Raw genomic sequence first — 20,660 nt, 5'->3', positions numbered from 1 at the left:
CATGGGGCCTGTATAATACCGATTCACTCCGCCAAGGACATCGTGGAACATGGCCAAGCGACCCTCCCGGACGGCCCTGGCAGGCCTGGTGACTTCAAGCCTGATCGGCGCCCCCGCGCTGGCGGCGCCCCCCGAGCCGCTGCCGGCCGACCAACTGGACTGGCAGCCCTGGGGGGCGGACCGCCCCGCGGGCGCCGTATGCCGGGGGCGCTACGTGATGCCGGACTATCGGCTGGCGCCGCCCCCGGGGGGCCAGGTCTCCAGCGAGGCGGACAGCGGCGAGTACGGGGTCGAGGGCGAGACCCTGCTCAGCGGCGAGGTGGTGCTGCGCCGCGACGACACCCAGCTGGAGGCGCCGCGGGTGCGCCTGCCGGCGGCCCGCGACCGGGTGCTGGCCGAGGGGCCGGTGGCGCTGCGCGACCGCAACCTGCTGGTGCGCGGTGATGCCGCCGAATTCGCCCTGGACAGCGACGCGGCGAGCATCGATAGCGCCCACTACGTGGCCCACGAGCAGCGCGTGCGCGGCGACGCGGTACGCCTGGCGCGGCTGGAGGACGGCCGCTATCGCCTGCGCGAGGCCAGCTTCACCACCTGCGAGCCGGGCAGCCGGCTGTGGCGGCTGGTGGGCAACGACATCCTGCTGGATCGCCAGCAGGGCTACGGCACCGCCAAGCACGCCCGGCTCGAGGTCGGCCATGTGCCGGTATTCTACTGGCCCTGGGTGCGCTTCCCCCTGGACGACCGCCGCCAGACCGGTTTCCTGTGGCCGGTGCTGGGCGCCTCCGGCGACGGGCTCGACTACGCCCAGCCCTTCTACTGGAACATCGCCCCCGACCAGGACGCGACCATCACCCCGCGCTGGATCAGCGACCGCGGCTGGTTGCTCGGCGGCGAGTATCGCTACCTCTTCCCGTCCGACGCCGGCACCATCGAGGGCGCCTATATCGCCGACGACCAGCGTGCCGGTGAGGAGGCCTCGAACGGCTCCGACCTCGAGGACGGCGACGAGCGCTGGTACCTGGACTTCCGCCACGCCGGGCGCATCGATGCGCGCACCGACTATCGCCTGCGCTACGGGGCGGCCAGCGACGGCGCCTACTTCGACGATTTCGGGCGCAACTTCGCCGAGCGCGACACCGACCAGCTGTCGCGCCTGGCCCGGCTCGACTACCGCGGCGAGGTCTGGCGCCTGCAGGCCAAGGCCCAGGGCTATCAGGTACTCGACGACCCGCTGGACGAGGGCGACAAGCCCTTCTATCGCCTGCCCAGCCTGGACGCTCGCGCCCGCTGGACCCAGGACACCGGCTTCTATCAGGAGTGGGCCTCCAACCTGACCTACTTCTGGCGGGACATCGAGGGCGACGAGAACGGGATCTACGACTTCCGCGACGGCCAGCGGCGCGTCCCGCTGCGCGAGGCGGCCAACGGCGCCCGGCTTAGGCTAGATCCTGCCGTGGGCTGGCGCCGCGACGAGAGCTGGGGCTTTCTCGAGCCCCGCGTCGAGCTTGCCCACCTGACCTATGACCTGGACTACGGCGAGCGCGACACGGATCGCGCCGAGACCCCCTCGCTGACCGTGCCCATCGCCTCCGTCGACGGCGGGCTGGTCTTCGAGCGTGACCTCGATCTCGGCGGCGCTGACTATCGCCAGACCCTGGAGCCGCGCCTCAACTACGCCTACGTGCCGGCCCGCGACCAGAGCGAATTCCCGGACTTCGACACCGCCGAGCGCAGCTTCTCCTGGCAGCAGCTGTGGTCGCCGGACCGCTTCTCCGGCGGCGACCGGGTGGGTGATCTCAACCGCCTGTCCTACGGCGTGGAGAGCCGACTGCTCGAGGACGCCAGCGGCCGCGAGCGCCTCTCGCTGGGCCTCGGCCAGGCCTTCTACTTCGAGGATCGCCACATCGACATGGCGGGCGATCCCGATACTCTGCCGGCGGATGAGAATTCCTACGAGTACTACGATGCTACCCGCGAGCGCTCGCCGCTGGTCACCCGCCTCGACTGGCGATTGAGCGACCAGTGGCGCACCCGCTGGCAGTGGCTCTATGACGATCACCTGTCGCGCACCGAGCAGGCCAGCTGGGACCTGCAGTATCGGGCCGACGCCGGTCACGTGTTCAACCTGGGCTACCGCTGGCAGCTCGAGGGGTTCGACCTCTCCGAGGAGGACGCCGAGGACAGGCTCGGCTACAACCGCGAGGAGCTCGATGTCTCCGGGGCCTTCAAGGTCACCCCGCGGGTCGACCTGATCGGGCGGGTGGTCTACGACCACACCAACGACCGGACCCTGGAACAGCTGGCGGGTGTGCAGTGGAACGACTGCTGCTATGGTCTGCAGCTGGTGTGGCGCAAGTGGGTCGATGACGAGGACACCGCCAACACCATCGCCGATGACACCACCGATCGCGGGTTCTTCCTGCGCTTCGTGTTCAAGGGGCTGGGCGGCGTCGGCGGTGAGGCCGCCGACTACTTCGACGGCGCCGTGCCGGGCTATCGCAGCACCGCCCTCGAGCGGCCCTGAACGCCGCCCGGCGACGCGACCAAGGGGCCGGACATCGGCCCCGACAGGCAAACCGATACCGAACGAGAGGAAACACCGACATGCGCAGCCGACAACTCGCCGCCCTGCTGCTGGTCCTGCTGCTGGGGGCCGCGCCCCTGACCGGGCTGGCCCAGCAGGTACGCCAGCCCCTGGATCGTATCGTGGCGGTGGTCAACGAAGGCGCCATCATGGCCTCGCAGCTCGAGGACCGCCTCGCCCGGACCCGGGGCCAGCTGGAGGCCCGGGGCATCGAGATGCCGCCGAACGACGTGCTGCGACAGCAGGTACTGGAGCGCCTGATCGTCGAGGAGATCCAGCTGCAGATGGCCCGCGAGGCCAACCTCAGCGTCGACGATACCGAGCTTAACCGCCAGGTGCGCGCCATCGCCGAGAGCAACAACATGACCCTGGACCAGTTCGCCGATGCCCTGGAAGCCGACGGCGTGTCGCTGGGCGTGGTGCGCGACCAGGTGCGTCGCGAGCTGCTGATGCGCGAACTCCAGCAGCGCCGGGTCGGCGGCCGAGTGAGCCTCTCCGAGCGCGAGGTCGACCGCTTCATCGAGCAGCAGGGCGGCAACATGAGTCGTGATCAGGCGCGCCAGGGGCTGTTCCAGCGCAAGGCCAACGACGAGATGGAAGACTGGATCCAGGAGATCCGCAGCGAGGCCTTCGTCGAAGAGCGACTCGAGCCGGGCGCATGAGCGACGCCCCCGTCATCGCCCTGACCACCGGCGAGCCGGCCGGCATCGGCCCGGAGCTGGCGGTCATGCTGGGGGCCGGCGGGGCCTCTGGCCATCGGCGGGTGGCGGTGGGCGACCCCGAGCTGCTGGCCGAGCGGGCCGCGGCCCTGGGCGCTTGCCTGGAGATCGTCGAGCTGGCGCCGGGCGAACCGGTGCCCGAGACGACGCCCGGCGTGCTGGCGGTCTGGCCGGTGACGCTGGCCGCCCCCTGTCGCCCCGGGGTACTGGACACCCGCAACGCCGGCTATGTGCTCGAGACCCTGGACCGTGCGGTGGCGGCCTGCCGCGCTGGCGAGGCCAGCGGCATGGTCACCGCGCCGCTGCATAAGGCGGTGATCCGCGAGGCCGGCCACGCCGACTTCACCGGCCATACCGAATACCTGCGCGACGCCTGCGGCGTCGACGAGGTGGTGATGATGCTCGCCACCGACCACGCCCTGCATGCCGCCGGCCCGGAATGGAACGGCCCGCGGGCGCTGCGCGTGGCGCTCGCCACCACCCACCTGCCGCTGCACGAGGTGAGCGACGCGATCACCCCCGAGCGGCTGGCGCGCCTGCTGCGCATCCTCGACGCCGACCTCAGGCGCTGGTTCGGCCTGGCGACGCCGCGCATCGCCGTGTGCGGCCTCAATCCCCATGCCGGGGAGGGCGGCCACCTCGGTCGCGAGGAGCTGGAGGTGATCGCCCCGACCCTGGCGGCGCTGCGTCGCGAGGGCCTGGCCCTTGACGGGCCGCTGCCGGCGGATACCCTGTTCACCCCGCGCCACCTGGCCGAGGCCGACGCCGTGCTGGCGATGTATCATGACCAGGGCCTGCCGGTGCTCAAGTACGCCGGCTTCGGCCGTGCCGCCAACATCACCCTGGGGCTGCCGCTGGTGCGCACCTCGGTGGATCACGGCACCGCCCTGGACCTGGCCGGCCGCGGCCTCGCCGATCCCGGCAGCCTGGCGGTGGCCGAGGCCCTGGCCGCCGACATGGCCCGACGCGGCCAGCGCGGCTGAATCGCCCGTCAGGCGTCACCGGCAAGGCGCCGCTTCCGTTTCGACTAGAAGGACAGACCGCATGGCATCCCGCCCCCAGGGTCATCGCGCTCGCAAGCGCTTCGGCCAGAATTTCCTGCGCGACCCCGGCATCATCTCGCGGCTGGTGCGCGCCATCGGCGCCCGCCCCGGCGAGCGGCTGGTGGAGATCGGCCCCGGCCAGGGCGCCCTCACCGAGCCGCTGCTGGAGGCGGCGGGCGGCCATCTCGAGGTCATCGAGCTGGACCGGGACCTGATTCCCGGGCTGCGGGTGCAGTTCTTCGACCAGCCGGGCTTCGTGATCCACGAGGGCGATGCCCTCAAGGTCGATTTTGCCGAACTGCGCGGCGACGGCCCGCCGCTGCGGGTGGTGGGCAACCTGCCCTACAATATCTCCACGCCGCTGATCTCCCACCTGCTGCAGGCCGGCGACGCCGTGGCCGACATGCACTTCATGCTGCAGAAGGAGGTGGTGGAGCGCCTGGCCGCGCCCCCTGGCGGCGGCGAGCGTGGGCGGCTGTCGGTGCTGGCCCAGTACTACTGCACGGTCGAGTCGCTGTTCACCGTGCCGCCGGAGGCCTTCGTGCCGCGCCCCAAGGTGGAGTCGGCCATCGTGCGCCTGATGCCCCATGGCGCGCCACCGCACCCGGCGCGGGACGAAACGCTGCTGTTCACCGTGGTACGCGAGGCCTTCGCCCAGCGCCGCAAGACGCTGCGCAACAACCTCAAGGGACGGCTCGATGGGGCGAGCCTCGAGGCCCTCGACATCGACCCGACCCGGCGACCCCAGACCCTGAGCGTGGAGGAGTTCGTGCGCATCGCCAATCACCTGGCCGAACGGGGGAGCGCCTCATGACGGCCACCGCCCTCGGCGAAGAGATCCACGTCGACGTGGAGCCGGCCTTCCGGGAAGACGAATCCGCCCCGGAGGAGGGGCGCTTCGTGTTCAGCTACACCATCACCGTGCATAACCACTCCGGCCACAGCATGCAGTTGCTGGCGCGCCACTGGAAGATCACCCAGAGCAGCGGCGAGATCCAGGAAGTGCGTGGCAAGGGCGTGGTGGGGCAGCAGCCGCTGATCGGCCCCGGCCAGACCTTCCGCTACACCAGCCGCGCCATCCTGGATGGCCCGGTGGGGGTGATGGAAGGGGCCTTCACCTGCGTCGACACCGCCACCCAGCGCCCCTTCGAAGTGGCCATCGCCCCCTTCCGGCTGGCCGGCCCCAACCAGGTGCACTGAGCACCATGCACCGAGAGCGCGAGGGAACGTCATGAGCACCTATGCCGTCGGTGACCTCCAGGGCTGTCACGAGGAGTTCGTGGCCCTGCTCGAGCGTCTCGACTTCGATCCGCGCCGCGACCGACTGTGGCTGGCCGGCGATCTGGTCAACCGCGGTCGCGGCTCGCTGGAGTGCCTGCGCGAGGCGATGGCCCTGGGCGATGCCGCTCGGGTGGTGCTCGGCAACCACGACTTGCACCTGCTGGCGGTGGCCCGCGGCGGCGCCCGGACCAAGCGCAAGGACACCCTGGACGCCACCCTCGCCGCGCCTGACCGCGGGCGCCTGCTCGACTGGCTGCAGAGCCGCCCGCTGGTCGTGCGTGAGGGCGACACCCTGATGAGTCATGCCGGGCTGCCGCCGCACTGGTCGCCGGCACAGGGCGAGGCCCTGGCCGCCGAGGTCGCCGAGCGGCTCGGCGGCGAACATGCCGGCGCCTTCCTCGAGCGCATGTACGGCAACGAGCCGGCCCGCTGGCGCGATGACCTGGACGGCCTCGACCGGTGGCGGGTGATCGTCAATACCCTTACCCGGATGCGCTTCATCGATGCCCATGGCATCCTCGACTTCTCGGCCAAGGAGGGCATCGACAGCGCGCCGCCGGGCTTCGCGCCCTGGTTCCAGTACCCGCGTGACGATGCCCCGAGGCTGCTGTTCGGCCACTGGGCGGCCCTGGAGGGGAAGACCCCCGGCAGCCGGGTGTGCGCCGAGGCGCTGGATACCGGCTGCGTATGGGGCGGTGCGCTCACCGCCCTCGACCTCGATACCGGCGAACGCATCAGCGTTCCCAGTCGCCACTGACTCCATTCTTCGCATCGGAGGCCCGATGACTGCCGCGACCTTCCAGCACCTGGACATTCCCACCCTGGCCGAGTGGCTCGACGGCGAGGCGCCCGTGACCCTGGTGGACATCCGCGACCCGGCGAGCTTCGCCGCCGGGCATATTCCCGGCTGCCGCCACCTGGACAACGACAGCGTGTCGGCCCTGCTCGCCGAGGCCCCCCGCGAGACCCCGCTGGTGGTGGTCTGCTATCACGGTCACTCCAGTCAGCAGGCCGCCGCCTGGCTGGCCGGCCAGGGCTTCGCCGAGGTCTACAGCCTCGATGGCGGCTTCACCGACTGGCAGCACCGGCTTCCCGAACGGGTGGAGGCCTGAGCTTGGCCGCATGTCGCGACCCCCGGCTCGTCGGCCTGACCGTGTATCGGGTCGGCGGCGCCGTGCGCGATGCGTGGCTCGGCTGGCCGGTCACCGACGTCGACTGGGTGGTGGTCGGCGCTACGCCCGAGGCCATGACCCGGCGCGGCTTTCGCGCCGTGGGGCGTGACTTCCCGGTCTTCCTGCATCCCGAGTCCCAGCAGGAGTTCGCCCTGGCGCGCACCGAGCGCAAGTCCGGCCACGGCTATACCGGCTTCGAGGTGCATGCCAGCCCCGAGGTCAGCCTGGAGCAGGACCTGGCGCGGCGCGACCTGACCATCAATGCCATGGCCGAGAGCCCCGAGGGCGAGCTGGTCGACCCCTACGGCGGGCTGGCCGACCTCGAGGCCCGGGTGCTGCGTCACGTCTCGCCGGCCTTCGTCGAGGACCCGCTGCGGGTGCTGCGTACCGCGCGTTTCCTGGCTCGCTACGCCGGGCTCGGCTTCGTGATCGCCCCGGAGACGCGCGGGCTGATGCGCCGGCTGGCCGCCAGCGGCGAGCTCGGCCACCTGGTCGCCGAACGGGTCTGGACCGAGACCGAGAAGGCCCTGGGCGAGCCCTGGCCGGACGTCTATTTCCAGGCCCTGCACGACTGCGGGGCCCTGGCGGCGTTGATGCCGGAGCTGGCGGCGGACGGCGTGGCGCTGGACGAAGCCCTGGGGCGGCTGGCGCGGTTGCCCGAGGATATCCCGGCCGGCGAGGAAGCGTGTTGGCGCTGGGCGCGCCTGGTCGAGCACCTCGACGCCGACGCCCGCCGGGGGCTGTCCGAGCGCCTCAAGCTGCCCAAGGTGCCGCGCAGGCTGGCCGCCCAGGCCGCGTTGACCCGCCGCCTGGTGGAGGAGGCGCGCCAAGGAGAGCTGGACGGCGCGCACGTCATGGCCTGGCTCGACGGCATCGATGCCTGGCGCCACGCTGAACGGGTGGCGCCGCTGATCAGCCTGGTGAGCATGGAAGAGGCGGCGCTGGCCGAGGACCTGGCGCTGGCCTGGCGACTGGCGGGGCAGATCCTGCCACGCGGGCTGGTCGAGGAGGGCTACCAGGGCCGTGCCCTGGGCGAGGAACTGGCCCGGCGCCGTCGCGGCGCCATCGACGAGGTACTGGCGGCCTGAACCTCAGGCCAGCGGCAGGCGGTGCTCCCGCCACACGAACTCCACCGGCCACAGGGCCTGGTCGTCGGCGTCGAATGCGGCCCACAGCGCGGCGTAGCGGATGTCATCCTGCGGATGGCGGGCATCGGGCAGCAACTCCGCCAGGGGTTTCAGCACGAAGGCATGGTGGCGGATCTCGGCGCGGGGCAGGGCGATGCCGTCGTGCTCGCCGCACAGGTCGCCGACGGTCAGCAGGTCGACGTCCAGGGTCCGGGGGCTGAACTTGGGGCTGTCCGGGCGTCGCCCGTTGGCGAACTCCAGCCGCTTGCACCAGGCCGCCAGCTCGCCCACCGACCAGTCGCTGTCGAAGGCCGCCACCAGGTTGTAGAAGTTGCGGCCGTCCTCGAAGCCCACCGGCTCGCTCTCGTAGACCCGCGACAGGCGCAGGCCGGTGAAGGTGGCGGCCAGGGCATCGAGGCAGGCCAGCACATGGCGCTCGCGCTCGATGTTGCTGCCGATGCTGACGGTGACGAGTGTCATCGGCTGCCGCTCCATTCGCCGCGCTCGATGCGCACCCCCACCGCGGACGCCTCGGCGACCGCCCCGGGCTTGCGCAGGGTCAGTCGCAGCCAGGGAATGCCGAACTCGCGGCGCAGGGCGTCGGCCAGGCGCTCGGCGAAGGTCTCTACCAGCTCGAAGCGATGCTCGGCACCGAACGCCAGAATGCGTTGGCTGATGGCCGCGTAGTCGAGGGTCTGGGCGATGTCGTCTTCCGCGGCCGCGGGGCGGATATCGGTGGCCAGCGCCAGGTCGAGGACCAGCGTCTGGGTGAGGGTGCGCTCCCAGTCGTAGACGCCGATCACGGTGTCGACCTTCAGCGCTTCGATCAGTACGAGATCCATCGATAGAGTTCCGAGCGTTGTAAGGGCGGCGGCAATGCCGGATTGGCCGGCGATTGTACGATAGCGAGCCGGTCGGTGACAGCGTGCCGGACGCTTCGCCGTTCGCCGGGGCCGCTCGATCGACGGGCCCCGGCGCTCCCGGCCAGACCCACCGGCGATAGTCCGGCGCTGTTCCCGACTCGCCGGGGCTGGCAGAATCGGGGCCTCACTCCTGCGAGGCTCGCGCGTGCTGCCCCAATTCGAACTCCTGCTGCCGCTCGTGGCGCTGGGCTACCTCAGCGGCACCTGGCTGGGAGCGCTCACGGTGTGCCGACTGGCCGGGCGCGGCGACCCCCGGCTGGCCGGCTCCGGCAATCCTGGCTTCTCCAACGTGCTGCGCCTGCACGGCAAGCGGCTGGCCCTGGCCACGCTGCTCGTCGATGCCGTCAAGGGCATGCCGGTGCTGGGGCTCGCGATGCTGCTGGGTTTGCCGCCCTGGGGGCAGGGGCTGGTGGGGCTCGGCGTGCTGCTGGGCCACAGCTATCCGGTGTGGTATCGCTTTCGCGGCGGCAAGGCGGTGGCCAGCGCCTTCGGCGTCATGCTGCTGCTGACGCCGGGCGTGGCCCTGTGCTGTGCGGCCCTGTGGAGCCTGCTGGCCTGGCGGGTGCGCACCGCGGCGGTGGCCTCGCTGTCCAGTGCCGCCCTGGCCCCGCTGGCCGCTTTCTGGCTGGCGCCCGGCTATGTGCCGGTGGTGATCGGCTTCACCCTGCTGGTGATGGGGCGCCACGCGCTGAATATTCGGCGGTTGGGGCGCGGCGACGAGCCGGGTTTGTAGCCGGGCTTCGCCTGGAGCCTAAAGATCGTCCGCTACGCGGACGTAAGCTGGAAGAGCGGCGCTCCGCGCCTGGAAGCTGGAAGAACGCCCGCTCTTCCAGCTTACGGCTCCCGAAGGGTCTCCATCGGCCAGCGTGGCACGGCCTGCATCTGGCCGAGTGCGTCGCGTTCTCCGGCCAGCAGGCGCTGGGCGCCCCGCCATAGAGAGCGCGATCATCGTCGAGCGCCGCTCAGGGCGCCGTCAGTGTCTCCATCGGCCAGCGCGGTACGGCCTGCATCTGGCCGAGCTCGTCGCGTTCTCCGGCCAGCAGGCGTTGAGCGCCCCGCCATAGAGAGCGCGATCATCGTCGAGCGCCGCTCAGGGCGCCGTCAGTGTCTCCATCGGCCAGCGCGGCACGGCCTGCATCTGGCCGAGCGCGTCGCGTTCTCCGGCCAGCAGGCGCTGGGCGCCCACGTAGGCGATCATCGCGCCGTTGTCGGTGCAGAAGCGCCCGCGGGGATAGAACACCTCGGCGCCGCGCTTGGTCGCCTCCCGGCCGAGGCGTTCGCGCAGGCGGGCGTTGGCGCTGACCCCGCCGGCCACTACTAGGCGTTTGAGGCCGGTCTGGTCGAGGGCGCGGCGGCACTTGATGACCAGGGTATCGACCACCGCTTCCTCGAAGGCGCGGGCCACGTCGGCGCGGGCGGCCTCGTCGAGCTCGCCGTCGGCCTCGAGACGGCGAATCGCGGTCAAGGTGTGGGTCTTGAGCCCGGAGAAGCTGAAGTCCAGGCCGGGGCGGTCGGTCATCGGTCGCGGGAAGCGCCAGCGGCTCGGGTCGCCGGCCTCGGCGAGACGCGCCACGGCGGGGCCGCCGGGGTAATCCAGGCCGAGCATCTTGGCGGCCTTGTCGAAGGCTTCGCCGGCGGCGTCGTCCACCGACTCGCCGAGCAGCCGATAGCGGCCGAGGCCCGCGACCTCCACCAGCTGGGTGTGGCCGCCGGAGACCAGCAGCGCCGCGAAGGGAAAGGCCGGCGGGGTGTCCTCGAGCATCGGCGCCAGCAGGTGGCCCTCCATGTGGTGCACGCCGAGCACCGGGATATCGAGCGCCCGGGCCAGGCCGTGGGCAGTGCTGGCACCGACCATCAGCGCCCCGACCAGGCCGGGGCCGGCAGTATAGGCGATGGCATCGAGCTCGCCGCGGCTCGTGCCGGCGTCGTCGAGCACCCGCTGGATCAGCGGCAGCAGGCGGCGGGTATGGTCGCGGCTGGCCAGCTCCGGCACCACGCCGCCATATTCGGCGTGCATGGCGATCTGGCTGTGGAGGGCGTCGGCCGCGAGGCCGCGCTCGGTGTCATAGAGGGCGACGCCGGTCTCGTCGCAGGAGGTCTCGATGCCCAGTACGCGCATGATCATGGCTCGGTGCTGCGGAAATGCCGGCATTCTACGCCTTTTGCGCGACTCGCGGCAGGGGCTCGGGGGCGAAACGGTTTGCATGGTGGCCGCGCGACGACTAGAATGCTGTGCGCTGCAAGACTGGGTCGTGCGCCCAGGGCGAACGATCGTGTTCCCGTCGTCACCTCCGCGAGCGTTTTTGCGCCGGCGTCGAGCTGGGATGCGATCGGCCCCCGGAAGGCGTGCGTTCGAACCGAACTCAAGTTTTCCAAGGTAGGTGAGTGCTTAATGCCTTCTGTCAAAGTACGCGATAACGAGCCGTTTGACGTCGCGCTGCGTCGCTTCAAGCGTTCCTGTGAAAAAGCCGGTGTTCTCTCGGAGGTTCGCCGTCGCGAGCAGTACGAGAAGCCGACCGCAGAGCGCAAGCGCAAGGCGGCTGCCGCCGTCAAGCGTCACGCCAAGAAGCTTCAGCGTGAGCGCAAGCGTTTCGAACGGCTCTATTGATCCGTACTGGGGTCGGCCGGCTCCCTAGCGGGCCGACTCGGGAGGGACGCCAAGCGGCCGCCGATCGGTGGCCGCTTGTTTTTGCGCCTACTTTCGGCGCCCTGGTTCTCACGCTCGCCTGGATTGCCTGATGGCCGGTCAGATCCCGCAACGCTTCATCGATGACCTGCTGGCCCGCGTCGACGTGGTCGAGGTGGTCGGCGAGCGGGTCAAGCTCAAGAAGGCCGGGCGCAACCATTCCGGCCTGTGTCCCTTTCACCAGGAGAAGTCGCCGTCCTTTACCGTCAGCGCCGACAAGCAGTTCTATCACTGCTTCGGTTGCGGCGCTCACGGCAACGCGCTGCGCTTCCTGATGGAGTACGACAACCTGCGCTTCCCCGAGGCGGTGGAGCAGCTCGCCGCCCGGCTGGGGCTCGAGGTGCCGCGCGAGGGCGCCGACGATCCGCGTGCCCAGGCCCGCGAGCGCAAGCGCAAGGAAGGCGTCAATCTGCTCGAGCTCTCGGCGAGCTTCTTCCGCGAGCGCTTGAAGATGCCCGAAGGGCAGGGCGCGCGGGAGTACATCGAGCGCCGCGGGCTGTCGCCGGACGTGGTCCGCGACTTCGGCATCGGCTATGCGCCCGGTGGCTGGGAGTCGCTCAAGCGGCACCTCGGCGAGCATGGCATCGCCGAGCCGGTGCAGGTCGAGTACGGCCTGCTGGTGCACCGCGAGGACAGCGGGCGCACCTATGATCGCTTCCGCGACCGGGTGATGTTTCCGATCCGCGATATCCGCGGGCGGACCATCGCCTTCGGCGGTCGCGTGCTGGGCGACGCCAAGCCCAAGTACCTGAACTCCCCGGAGACCCCGGTCTTCCACAAGGGGCGCGAGCTCTACGGGCTCTACGAGGCCCGCCAGGCCAATCCGCGCCTCGAGCGGCTGGTGATCGTCGAGGGCTACATGGACGTGGTGGCGCTCGCCCAGTTCGGCATCCGCAACGCGGTGGCCACCCTGGGCACGGCCACCACCGAGGATCATCTGGGGCGGCTGTTCCGGATGGTCGACGAGGTGGTGTTCTGCTTCGACGGCGACCGGGCCGGTCGCCAGGCGGCGACGCGGGCCCTGGAAACGGTGCTGCCGCAGATGATCGACGGCCGCCAGGCGCGCTTCCTGTTCCTGCCCGAGGGCGAGGATCCGGATACCCTGGTGCGCCGCGAGGGGGCCGAGGCCTTCGAGGATCGGGTGACCTGTGCCAGTCCGCTGTCGGAGTTCCTCTTCGAGCACGCCGCGGACGGCCGTGACCTCGAGCGGCTGGAGGAGCGCGAGCGCTTCGCCAGCCGGGTGCTGGGCGCGATCGGCCGGCTGCCCGAGGGAGTGATGAAGTCGCTGTTGCTGACGGAACTCTCGCGGCGTACCGGCGTCGACCAGTCAAGCTTCGAGGCGCTGATGGCCCGCGACGCGGCCAAGGCGCCGGCGCCCGGCGAGGGGCCGGCCGAGAGCGCGATGGCGCCGGCCCCGCCGTCGGGCGAGCCGCCCGCCGAGGGCGGTCGGGGACCGACGTCCTTGGGTCGCATGGCGCGAGCGCTGCAGCTGCTGGTGCACGAGCCGGGGCTGGTCGAGCGGCTGCCCGAGGACGACGACTGGTGCGACCAGGCCGATCCCGAGGCGGGCCTGTGCCGCGAGGTGGTGCGCCTGCTCAAGGCGGGCGGCTACCGCAGCGCCCAGGTGCTGCTGGCGCACTTTCATGGCACGCCGGAGGGCGAGCGGCTGGCGGCGCTGGCGCGTCAGGAGCCCTTGGTGCCCAAGGGGGTGCGAGGCGCCGAACTGGACAACTGGGTGGCCTTCTTCCAGCGCCATCGCCGGCAGCAGTCGCCCCGAGAGGAGTTCGATGGCCTGCTGGCCCGGGAGCGGGCCGGGGAGCGGCTGAGTCGGGAGGAGCGTCAGCGGCTGATGGTGCTGCTGACCGAGCTGAAGGCCTGAAGGGCACCGTCGCGGCGAGTGAAGTGGCGGCGGGGTTGAATTTCCTCCTACCATCACCATATACAACGGCGTCACCCGAGCGGGGCGCAACCTGACAACCTAACACACCTGAATGACCGCGCAAATACACCGAACTGGCAATCGGGCGGTCACACCCGCTATACTGTTCGGCTTATCGAGTTTTTTCTCCGCCTCAGTGCTTCAGGTGCTTCATTCTTCTTCGTCGAGATAGGGTTTCTATGGCTGGAAATGCGCAGCAGCAGTCACGTCTGAAGGAGTTGATCGCGCGCGGCAAGGAACAGGGCTTCCTGACCTATGCCGAGGTCAACGACCATCTTCCCGAGGATATCGCCGACCCCGATCAGGTGGAAGACATCATCGGCATGATCAACGACATGGGCATCAATGTCGTCGAGGAAGCGCCCGATGAAGACACCCTGATGATGGCCGACCACTCCACCGACGAGTCGGCCGCCGAAGAGGCCGTGGCCGCCCTGGCGGCGGTGGAGAGCGACGTGGGCCGCACCACGGACCCGGTGCGCATGTACATGCGCGAGATGGGGACCGTGGAGTTGCTGACCCGCGAGGGCGAGATCGAGATCGCCAAGCGCATCGAGGAGGGCACCCGCGAGGTGATGTCCGCGCTGGCCTATCTGCCGGGCGCCGTCGACTCCATCCTCGAGGCCTACGACGCCACTCAGGACGAGGAGGCCCCGGGCCGCCTGTCCGACCTTTTCTCCGGTTTCATCGACCCCGACGAAGGCATTCCCGGCGTCGCCGAGGCGGAGGCGCCCGAGGAGCCGGACGTGGCCGCGAGCGATGCCGATGAGGACGACGAGGACGCCGAGGAGGAAGACGACAGCGGCGGCGGCCCGGATCCGGAAGAGGCCCGCGCGCGTTTCGAGCAGATCCGCGAGCAGAACGAATCGGTACGCCGTGCCATCGAGGCCGAGGGCCGCCGTGGTGCGGCCGCCCAGGCGGAGCTGGCGCGGCTGGCCGAGCTGTTCTCGCCGATCAAGCTGGTGCCCAAACACTTCGAGCGCCTGGTCGGCCAGGTGCGCATCAGCGTCGAACAGGTGCGCGCCCAGGAAAAGTCGGTGATGCAGCTGTGCGTCAAGAAGGCCAAGGTGCCGCGCAAGACCTTCATCAAGGCCTTCCCGGGCAACGAGTCGCGCCTGGAGTGGCTCGACGACTTCATGGCCGATAACGCCAAGTACGCCGACAAGCTGGCCGTGCTCAAGGGCGACATCCAGCGCGCCCAGCGCAAGATCGCCTTCGAGGAAGAGATGATCCTGCTGCCGGTGACCGAGATCAAGGAGGTCAACCGCCGGCTGTCCATCGGTGAGGCCAAGGCCCGTCGCGCCAAGAAGGAAATGGTCGAGGCCAACCTGCGCCTGGTGATTTCCATCGCCAAGAAGTACACCAACCGCGGCCTGCAGTTCCTGGACCTGATCCAGGAAGGCAACATCGGCCTGATGAAGGCGGTGGACAAGTTCGAATATCGTCGCGGCTACAAGTTCTCCACCTACGCCACCTGGTGGATCCGTCAGGCCATCACGCGCTCTATCGCCGACCAGGCGCGCACCATTCGCATCCCGGTGCACATGATCGAGACCATCAACAAGCTCAACCGGGTCTCCCGGCAGATGCTCCAGGAGATGGGCCGCGAGCCGACGCCTGAGGAGCTCGGCGAGCGCCTCGAGATGCCGGAGGACAAGGTGCGCAAGGTGCTGAAGATCGCCAAGGAGCCGATCTCCATGGAGACGCCGATCGGCGACGACGACGACTCGCACCTGGGCGACTTCATCGAGGACGGTACCATGGTGCTGCCCATCGACTCGGCCACCGGCGAGGGGCTGATCGAGGCCACTCGCAACGTGCTCGGCGGCCTCACCGCCCGGGAAGCCAAGGTGCTGCGCATGCGCTTCGGCATCGACATGAACACCGACCACACCCTGGAAGAGGTCGGCAAGCAGTTCGACGTCACCCGCGAGCGGATCCGCCAGATCGAGGCCAAGGCGCTGCGCAAGCTGCGGCATCCGTCCCGTTCCGAGCCGCTGCGCTCCTTCCTCGACGAATAAGTCCGGCGCTGGCGCCTAAACAAGACGCCCGTCACCGAAAGGTGGCGGGCGTCTTGCGTTATGGGGCTCGACCGGCCCGCCAGGGCCGGTCGTCGGTCTCAGGGGGTGTAATGCGTCGCCGAGCCGGGGCCCACCGGGAGGCCGAACAGGAACACCCAGGCGAAGAACAGCAGGCTCCAGCCGATCAGCATGAACAGCGTGTAGGGCAGCATCAGCGCGACCAGGGTGCCGATGCCCAGATCCTTGCGGTAGCGCGCCGCCACCGCCATGATCAGGCCGAAATAGCTCATCATCGGGGTGATCAGGTTGGTCACCGAGTCGCCGATACGATAGGCGGCCTGGATCACCTCGGGGGCATACCCCATCAGCATCAGCATCGGCACGAAGATGGGGGCGGTCACCGCCCACTGGGCCGAGGCGCTGCCCAGCGACAGATTGACGAAGGCGCACAGCAGGATGAACAGCGCGAACAGTGCCGGGCCGGTGAGGCCGAGGGTCTGCAGCAGGTCCGCGCCGGCCACCGCGATCACGGTGCCGAAGTTGCTCCAGTTGAACAGCGCCACGAACTGGGCGGCGAAGAACACCAGCACGATATAGAGCCCCAGGCTGCTCATGCTCCTGGCCATGGCGTCGACGACGTCGCGGTCGCCGCGCATGGTGCCGGCCAGGCGGCCGTAGACGAAGCCCAGCAGCGCGAACGAGACCGCCACGATCGCCACGATGCCACTCAGGAAGGGGGAGCCGCTCACCGCCCCGGTCTCGGGGTGACGCAGGATGCCGCCCGGTGGCACCACCATGATGGCGAGTGCCGCGGCGATGGCCAGAGCGGCCAGGCCGGTGCCCTTCAGGGCGCGTTTCTCGGCGCCGGTGAGTCCTTCCAGGCGCTGGGAGTCGATGTCGTCCTCGGCATAGGCGGCATCGAACTTGCCGAGCTTGGGTTCGACGATGCGTTCGGTGACCAGGCCGCCGATCAGGGTCACGGCAAAGGTGCTGACGATCATGAAGAACCAGTTGGCTTCGGCGCCGACCGTATAGCCCGCGTCGATCAGGTGTGCCGCTTCCTGGGTGATGCCGGAGAGCAGCGGGTCGACGGTGCCGATCAACAGGTTGGCGCTGTAGCCGCCCGAGACGCCGCAGAAGGCCGCGGCCAGCCCGGCCAGGGGGTGGCGCCCCAGGGAGTGGAAGATCATCGCCGCCAGCGGGATCAGCACCACGTAGCCGAGCTCGGCGGCCATGTTGGACATGATGCCGGCGAACACCACCGCGTAGGTGACGATGCGGGGGGAGCGATCCAGCACCAGGGCCCGCATGCTCGCCGACAGCAATCCGGAGTGCTCCGCCACGCCGACCCCGAGCATCGCGACCAGCACGGTGCCGAGCGGTGCGAAACCGGTGAAGTTGGTGACCATCTCGGTGATCAGCCGACGTAACCCCTCGGCGTTGAGCAGCGAGTTGACGGCGATCCACTCGCCTTCATTGGCGGGGCGGGGGTCGGCCACGGCAATGCCGAGCGCGCCGGCGATGCCGCTGGCCACCACCACGGCCACGCAGAGTACCGCGAACAAGGTGACGGGATGAGGCAGCAGGTTGCCGAGCCACTCGATGCTGTCGAGGAAGCGCGTGAAAGCGCTGCGGCGTAGGCGCGCGCCACTTGGGGTGTTGGTAGGCATCAAACTTTCTCGTCAATCAGGTTTTTTGTGGTCGAAGGTGTCGCCAAAATGGCATTGCGCGCGACATTACTTCGACAGTCCCTCGACTGCAAACCTGATCTTGCTGTGATTGAGATGCCTTGCGAGTGGCGGGGCTCAGTCCGTTCCCCGGGTTCGAGCCCAGCGGCGCACCATCAGCAGCAGCTCCAGCATGGCGAACAACAGCAGGCTGTAGCCGAACAGCTCGGTGATCTCCTCGGCGGCGTCCTTGACGATGCGTTGGTAGTGCTCGCCGAGGATCGCCTGCCACATCTCGCCGCGACCGTAGAGGCGCGAGAAGGCGTAGGTGGTCAGGAAGCCGGCGGCGAACAGGCCGCCGGAGAAACTCGCGGCGTAGCGTTCCAGCTCGGCGGCGAAGGCGTGACGGCCGCGAATCACCGCGAACAGGATCGGCACCACCAGCAGGGTCACCAGCATCTGCCAGGCGCCATCGAAGACCTGGGCGTCGAGCCAGGCATCCTGCTCGCGGATCAGGGAGGCGCCGAGCAGGCCGAGCAGCAGCAGGGTGACGTGGGGCAGTCGACGGTCGAAGTGTCGTGCCGCCAGCACCAGCGCCATGGCGACCAGCAGCAGCGCCGACTGGGCGAGTTCGGTGAAGCCGGTTTCGGAGAACCGCGTGACGTCCAACTGGCGAGCGGCGAAGAGCACGCCCTGGAGCAGGGCGCCGATCGTCAGCAGGTAGAGGAGGCCGCGCAGGCACAGGGCGCGGAAGCCGAGACGGTCGTGGGGGAGGTCGGGCATGAGTAGGCGTCGGTAGTGTATTAGCCGACTAATTATACGTCCTCGATGGGACTATTGTCTGCCACCACCGGGTGTCGCGAGCGGCTCTGGCGCTTGGCCTCCTCGAGCAGCCAGTCATGGACCGCCTGGACCCGACGATCGTCGAGCGAGCCGGCGGCATGCACGATGCCGTAATGCATGCCGGTGGCCACGCGCTGCTCGAAGGGCACCACCAGGGCGCCGGTGTCGAGCTCGTTGGTGATCAGCGTCTGGCGGGCGATGGCCACGCCCATGCCGGCCAGGGCGGCCTCCATGGTCAGGTGGTTGCGGTTGAAGGTATAGCCGCGGCGTACGTTGAGTCGCGGAGCTCCGATGGCCTGCAGGTAGTGCTCCCATTCGCCGTAGTCATGGCTGCCCCGCCAGGCGGTGACGTCGTGCAGCAGCGGGTACCAGGCCAGGTCCTCGGGGCGGCGCAGGGGCGGGCGTCCACGCAACAGCGAGGGCGCGCAGACCGGGAAGATCGTCTCCTCCATCAGCGGGGTGATGGACATCCCGGGGTAATGGCCGTCGTTGAGGTCCAGCGCCAGGTCGAACTCGCCCTCGCGCAGCGAGGTGCTGCTGTCCTCGGCGGTGATGTGCAGCTCGATGTCCGGGAAGCGGGCCTGCAGCCTCGGCAGGCGCGGCATCAGCCACTTGTTGAGGAAGGAGGGCACCACGCGCAGGCGGATGATGCCGCTCATTACCCCGCTGCGTAGCCGTTTCACCTCGAGGCCCACCGATTGGTAGGCCTCGTCCACCACCGCGGCGAGGCGGCGTCCCTCTTCGGTGAGGGCCAGCTGGCGCGGCAGGCGGCGAAACAGCTTGAAGCCCAGCCGCTCCTCGAGCTGCTTGATCTGCTGGCTGACCGCGCCGGTGGTGACATGCAGCTCCTCCGCCGCCCGGGTGAAGGACAGGTGGCGGGCGCTGACGGTGAACACCTTCAGCCAGGCGTGGGTCTGGGCGTTGAGGAGTCGGCTCATGGTTTAGCAATTCTATACTGTGGGCGAGATATTGTGGATTGTCGTCGCGGCGGAGTGGCGACAACATTAAGACCCATGACAAGCGAAAGCCAGTTGGCTTTAGTGTAACTGACAACAAGGCGTCACCGGTGCGATCCGGCCCGACACGAGGTTCTCCCCATGGCAATCAGCGTCTTCGACCTGTTCAAGATCGGTATCGGCCCCTCCAGTTCCCACACCGTCGGCCCGATGCGGGCGGCCTGGGACTTCGTCCAGGCCCTGCGTTCCCGGGACTTGCTGGAGCGCGTGGCCCGGGTCGAGGTGCACCTTCACGGCTCGCTGTCCGCCACCGGCAAGGGGCACGGCACCGACCGGGCCACCATCATGGGGCTGATGGGCGAGCGCCCGGAGCTCATCGACCCGGCCATCGTCTCGCCCTGCATCGAGGAGCTGCTGGAATCCCAGACCCTGCTGCTCGACGGTCGCCTGGCGATTCCCTTCCTGTGGTCCCGGGACCTGCAGTGGCACGACGAGAGCCTGCCCTACCACCCCAACGCCATGACCCTGGTGGCCCATGGTCACGCCGAGGAGCTCTATCGCAACGTCTACTATTCGGTGGGCGGCGGCTTCGTGGTCGACGAGGCCCAGGCCTCCAGCGGCGAACTCGATAGCGACACCACCGCCTTGCCCTACGACTTCAACAGCGCCGGCGAGCTGCTGGCGCTGTGTCGGCTGCACGGCCTGCGCATCAGCGAGCTGATGATGGAGAACGAGAAGGCGTGGCGCGACGAGGCCGAGATCCGCGCCGGCCTGTGGCGCATCTGGGAGGCCATGCAGGACTGCGTGAACCAGGGCTTCGAGGCCGAGGGCGTGCTGCCCGGCGGGCTCAACGTCAAGCGCCGGGCCGCCGCCCTGCACCGTCGACTGGAGGCGCTGGAGAGCGACACCAACCTGATCTCCACGACCTTCTCGGCCATGGACTGGGTCAACGTCTTCGCCCTGGCGGTCAACGAGGAGAACGCCGCCGGCGGGCGCATGGTCACCGCCCCCACCAACGGCGCGGCGGGCATCATCCCGGCGGTGCTGCACTATTACATGAAGTTCCAGCCGGAGGCCGACGAGCGCTGCGTGGTGGACTTCCTGCTCACCGCCGCCGCGGTGGGCATCCTGTGCAAGAAGAACGCGTCCATCTCCGGCGCCGAGGTCGGCTGCCAGGGCGAGGTGGGGTCGGCCTGTGCCATGGCCGCCGCCGGCCTCACCGAGGTGCTGGGCGGTTCCCCGGCCCAGGTCGAGAACGCCGCCGAGATCGGCCTGGAGCACAACCTGGGGCTCACCTGCGACCCGGTGGGTGGCCTGGTGCAGGTGCCCTGCATCGAGCGCAACGCCATCGCCTCGGTGAAGGCGATCAATGCCACCCAGATGGCGCTGCGCGGCGACGGCGAGCACTTCATCTCCCTGGACAAGGCCATTCGCACCATGCGCGATACCGGCGCCGACATGCAGGAGAAGTACAAGGAGACCTCCAAGGGCGGCCTGGCCGTCAATGCCATCGAGTGCTGAACGATCTCTCTCGGGGCGGCGGATGCCGTCCTGCCTGGCGCGTCGCTTCGGCGGCGCGCCTTTTTTGTTTGCAACCTATTGAAATGCCCGCCTCTACGCCATTGGTGGTGTTTGCTCCTGCGGAGGTTGCCGAGGTGCTTTTCGTCCTCTAGTTTACGTTAACGTAAAAGTAAAAGCG

19 protein-coding genes are annotated in these 20,660 nt (G+C 69.4%); 13 read left to right on the top strand and 6 right to left on the bottom strand.

Annotated features, from left to right (window positions below; translation table 11 throughout):
• The first annotated feature begins 49 nt into the window (after positions 1-49).
• From ACXAFN_RS07475 to ACXAFN_RS07440, 8 genes are all read left to right on the top strand, one after another.
• The gene (locus ACXAFN_RS07475) at positions 50-2,524 is read left to right on the top strand and encodes an LPS-assembly protein LptD (protein ID WP_474987608.1); all 2,475 of its coding nucleotides are present in this window, start codon (positions 50-52) and stop codon (positions 2,522-2,524) included.
• An 80-nt stretch (positions 2,525-2,604) separates the two neighbouring features.
• Positions 2,605-3,246 carry a SurA N-terminal domain-containing protein gene (locus ACXAFN_RS07470; RefSeq protein WP_474987607.1) on the top strand — a complete coding sequence of 214 codons (642 nt, stop codon included), beginning with the start codon at positions 2,605-2,607 and terminating at the stop codon, positions 3,244-3,246.
• Positions 3,243-4,286: a 4-hydroxythreonine-4-phosphate dehydrogenase PdxA gene (gene pdxA, locus ACXAFN_RS07465; RefSeq protein ID WP_474987605.1), complete on the top strand. Its 1,044-nt coding sequence runs from the start codon at positions 3,243-3,245 to the stop codon at positions 4,284-4,286. The genes ACXAFN_RS07470 and pdxA overlap by 4 nt, the downstream gene beginning before the upstream one ends.
• A 61-nt stretch (positions 4,287-4,347) precedes the next feature.
• Positions 4,348-5,160, top strand: a complete 813-nt coding sequence (gene rsmA / locus ACXAFN_RS07460) for a 16S rRNA (adenine(1518)-N(6)/adenine(1519)-N(6))-dimethyltransferase RsmA (protein WP_474987603.1) — start codon at positions 4,348-4,350, stop codon at positions 5,158-5,160.
• The gene (gene apaG / locus ACXAFN_RS07455) at positions 5,157-5,546 is read left to right on the top strand and encodes a Co2+/Mg2+ efflux protein ApaG (RefSeq protein WP_474987602.1); all 390 of its coding nucleotides are present in this window, start codon (positions 5,157-5,159) and stop codon (positions 5,544-5,546) included. Before rsmA ends, apaG begins: the two co-directional genes overlap by 4 nt.
• 31 nt (positions 5,547-5,577) lie before the next feature.
• Positions 5,578-6,384, top strand: coding sequence for a symmetrical bis(5'-nucleosyl)-tetraphosphatase (locus tag ACXAFN_RS07450; RefSeq protein ID WP_474987600.1), 807 nt, complete (start codon positions 5,578-5,580; stop codon positions 6,382-6,384).
• 25 nt (positions 6,385-6,409) lie between these two features.
• Positions 6,410-6,739, top strand: coding sequence for a thiosulfate sulfurtransferase GlpE (glpE, locus tag ACXAFN_RS07445; RefSeq protein ID WP_474987599.1), 330 nt, complete (start codon positions 6,410-6,412; stop codon positions 6,737-6,739).
• Complete coding sequence (locus ACXAFN_RS07440; protein ID WP_474989083.1) at positions 6,736-7,887, top strand: tRNA nucleotidyltransferase/poly(A) polymerase-related protein; 1,152 nt, start codon at positions 6,736-6,738, stop codon at positions 7,885-7,887. The genes glpE and ACXAFN_RS07440 overlap by 4 nt, the downstream gene beginning before the upstream one ends.
• Positions 7,888-7,890: 3 nt before the next feature.
• On the opposite strand, the gene folK is transcribed toward ACXAFN_RS07440, so the two are convergent.
• Positions 7,891-8,406 carry a 2-amino-4-hydroxy-6-hydroxymethyldihydropteridine diphosphokinase gene (gene folK, locus ACXAFN_RS07435; protein WP_474987597.1) on the bottom strand — a complete coding sequence of 172 codons (516 nt, stop codon included), beginning with the start codon at positions 8,404-8,406 and terminating at the stop codon, positions 7,891-7,893.
• Entirely contained in the window at positions 8,403-8,768 is a 366-nt protein-coding gene (gene folB, locus ACXAFN_RS07430) for a dihydroneopterin aldolase (protein ID WP_474987595.1), read from the bottom strand. The genes folK and folB overlap by 4 nt, the downstream gene beginning before the upstream one ends.
• A gap of 226 nt (positions 8,769-8,994) precedes the next feature.
• Between folB and ACXAFN_RS07425 the strand changes: the two genes are divergently transcribed.
• Positions 8,995-9,582 (top strand): glycerol-3-phosphate acyltransferase, encoded by a 588-nt coding sequence (locus ACXAFN_RS07425; protein ID WP_474987593.1) that lies wholly within the window; start codon positions 8,995-8,997, stop codon positions 9,580-9,582.
• A gap of 357 nt (positions 9,583-9,939) precedes the next feature.
• Here ACXAFN_RS07425 and tsaD read toward each other — a convergent pair whose 3' ends face one another.
• The gene (gene tsaD, locus ACXAFN_RS07420; protein ID WP_474989082.1) at positions 9,940-10,968 is read right to left on the bottom strand and encodes a tRNA (adenosine(37)-N6)-threonylcarbamoyltransferase complex transferase subunit TsaD; all 1,029 of its coding nucleotides are present in this window, start codon (positions 10,966-10,968) and stop codon (positions 9,940-9,942) included.
• A 273-nt stretch (positions 10,969-11,241) separates the two neighbouring features.
• Here tsaD and rpsU point away from each other — a divergent pair, with 273 nt between their 5' ends.
• The 3 genes from rpsU (at position 11,242) to rpoD (ending at position 15,495) form a co-directional block, all read left to right on the top strand.
• Positions 11,242-11,457: a 30S ribosomal protein S21 gene (gene rpsU, locus ACXAFN_RS07415; protein ID WP_013333229.1), complete on the top strand. Its 216-nt coding sequence runs from the start codon at positions 11,242-11,244 to the stop codon at positions 11,455-11,457.
• A 130-nt stretch (positions 11,458-11,587) separates the two neighbouring features.
• Positions 11,588-13,414, top strand: coding sequence for a DNA primase (gene dnaG, locus ACXAFN_RS07410; RefSeq protein ID WP_474987591.1), 1,827 nt, complete (start codon positions 11,588-11,590; stop codon positions 13,412-13,414).
• A 239-nt stretch (positions 13,415-13,653) separates the two neighbouring features.
• Positions 13,654-15,495: an RNA polymerase sigma factor RpoD gene (rpoD, locus tag ACXAFN_RS07405; RefSeq protein ID WP_474987590.1), complete on the top strand. Its 1,842-nt coding sequence runs from the start codon at positions 13,654-13,656 to the stop codon at positions 15,493-15,495.
• A 98-nt stretch (positions 15,496-15,593) separates the two neighbouring features.
• Here the strand turns inward: rpoD and ACXAFN_RS07400 are convergent, their stop codons facing one another.
• The 3 genes from ACXAFN_RS07400 to ACXAFN_RS07390 form a co-directional block, all read right to left on the bottom strand.
• The gene (locus ACXAFN_RS07400) at positions 15,594-17,165 is read right to left on the bottom strand and encodes an AbgT family transporter (RefSeq protein WP_474987588.1); all 1,572 of its coding nucleotides are present in this window, start codon (positions 17,163-17,165) and stop codon (positions 15,594-15,596) included.
• Positions 17,166-17,300: 135 nt separating this feature from the next.
• Positions 17,301-17,945 carry a hypothetical protein gene (locus tag ACXAFN_RS07395; RefSeq protein ID WP_474987586.1) on the bottom strand — a complete coding sequence of 215 codons (645 nt, stop codon included), beginning with the start codon at positions 17,943-17,945 and terminating at the stop codon, positions 17,301-17,303.
• Between the two features lie 32 nt (positions 17,946-17,977).
• Positions 17,978-18,943, bottom strand: a complete 966-nt coding sequence (locus ACXAFN_RS07390; protein WP_474987585.1) for a LysR substrate-binding domain-containing protein — start codon at positions 18,941-18,943, stop codon at positions 17,978-17,980.
• Between the two features lie 159 nt (positions 18,944-19,102).
• Here ACXAFN_RS07390 and ACXAFN_RS07385 point away from each other — a divergent pair, with 159 nt between their 5' ends.
• A complete protein-coding gene (locus ACXAFN_RS07385; RefSeq protein WP_474987583.1) occupies positions 19,103-20,482 on the top strand; it encodes an L-serine ammonia-lyase in 1,380 nt (459 codons plus the stop codon).
• Positions 20,483-20,660: the final 178 nt, after the last annotated feature.

Source organism: Halomonas sp. ABH4_019, from assembly GCF_056159885.1.
The sequence above is the reverse complement of the archived record's forward strand: the minus strand, read 5'-3'. Positions and strand labels throughout refer to the sequence as shown.

Bases quoted from the DNA above. Each gene is read 5' to 3' on its own strand.
- ACXAFN_RS07475 (WP_474987608.1), top strand. From the start codon at position 50: ATGGCCAAGCGACCCTCCCGGACGGCCCTGGCAGGCCTGGTGACTTCA.
- ACXAFN_RS07470 (WP_474987607.1), top strand. From the start codon at position 2,605: ATGCGCAGCCGACAACTCGCCGCCCTGCTGCTGGTCCTGCTGCTGGGG.
- pdxA (WP_474987605.1), top strand. From the start codon at position 3,243: ATGAGCGACGCCCCCGTCATCGCCCTGACCACCGGCGAGCCGGCCGGC.
- rsmA (WP_474987603.1), top strand. From the start codon at position 4,348: ATGGCATCCCGCCCCCAGGGTCATCGCGCTCGCAAGCGCTTCGGCCAG.
- apaG (WP_474987602.1), top strand. From the start codon at position 5,157: ATGACGGCCACCGCCCTCGGCGAAGAGATCCACGTCGACGTGGAGCCG.
- ACXAFN_RS07450 (WP_474987600.1), top strand. From the start codon at position 5,578: ATGAGCACCTATGCCGTCGGTGACCTCCAGGGCTGTCACGAGGAGTTC.
- glpE (WP_474987599.1), top strand. From the start codon at position 6,410: ATGACTGCCGCGACCTTCCAGCACCTGGACATTCCCACCCTGGCCGAG.
- folK (WP_474987597.1), bottom strand. From the start codon at position 8,406: ATGACACTCGTCACCGTCAGCATCGGCAGCAACATCGAGCGCGAGCGC.
- folB (WP_474987595.1), bottom strand. From the start codon at position 8,768: ATGGATCTCGTACTGATCGAAGCGCTGAAGGTCGACACCGTGATCGGC.
- tsaD (WP_474989082.1), bottom strand. From the start codon at position 10,968: ATGCGCGTACTGGGCATCGAGACCTCCTGCGACGAGACCGGCGTCGCC.
- rpsU (WP_013333229.1), top strand. From the start codon at position 11,242: ATGCCTTCTGTCAAAGTACGCGATAACGAGCCGTTTGACGTCGCGCTG.
- dnaG (WP_474987591.1), top strand. From the start codon at position 11,588: ATGGCCGGTCAGATCCCGCAACGCTTCATCGATGACCTGCTGGCCCGC.
- rpoD (WP_474987590.1), top strand. From the start codon at position 13,654: ATGGCTGGAAATGCGCAGCAGCAGTCACGTCTGAAGGAGTTGATCGCG.
- ACXAFN_RS07400 (WP_474987588.1), bottom strand. From the start codon at position 17,165: ATGCCTACCAACACCCCAAGTGGCGCGCGCCTACGCCGCAGCGCTTTC.
- ACXAFN_RS07395 (WP_474987586.1), bottom strand. From the start codon at position 17,945: ATGCCCGACCTCCCCCACGACCGTCTCGGCTTCCGCGCCCTGTGCCTG.
- ACXAFN_RS07390 (WP_474987585.1), bottom strand. From the start codon at position 18,943: ATGAGCCGACTCCTCAACGCCCAGACCCACGCCTGGCTGAAGGTGTTC.
- ACXAFN_RS07385 (WP_474987583.1), top strand. From the start codon at position 19,103: ATGGCAATCAGCGTCTTCGACCTGTTCAAGATCGGTATCGGCCCCTCC.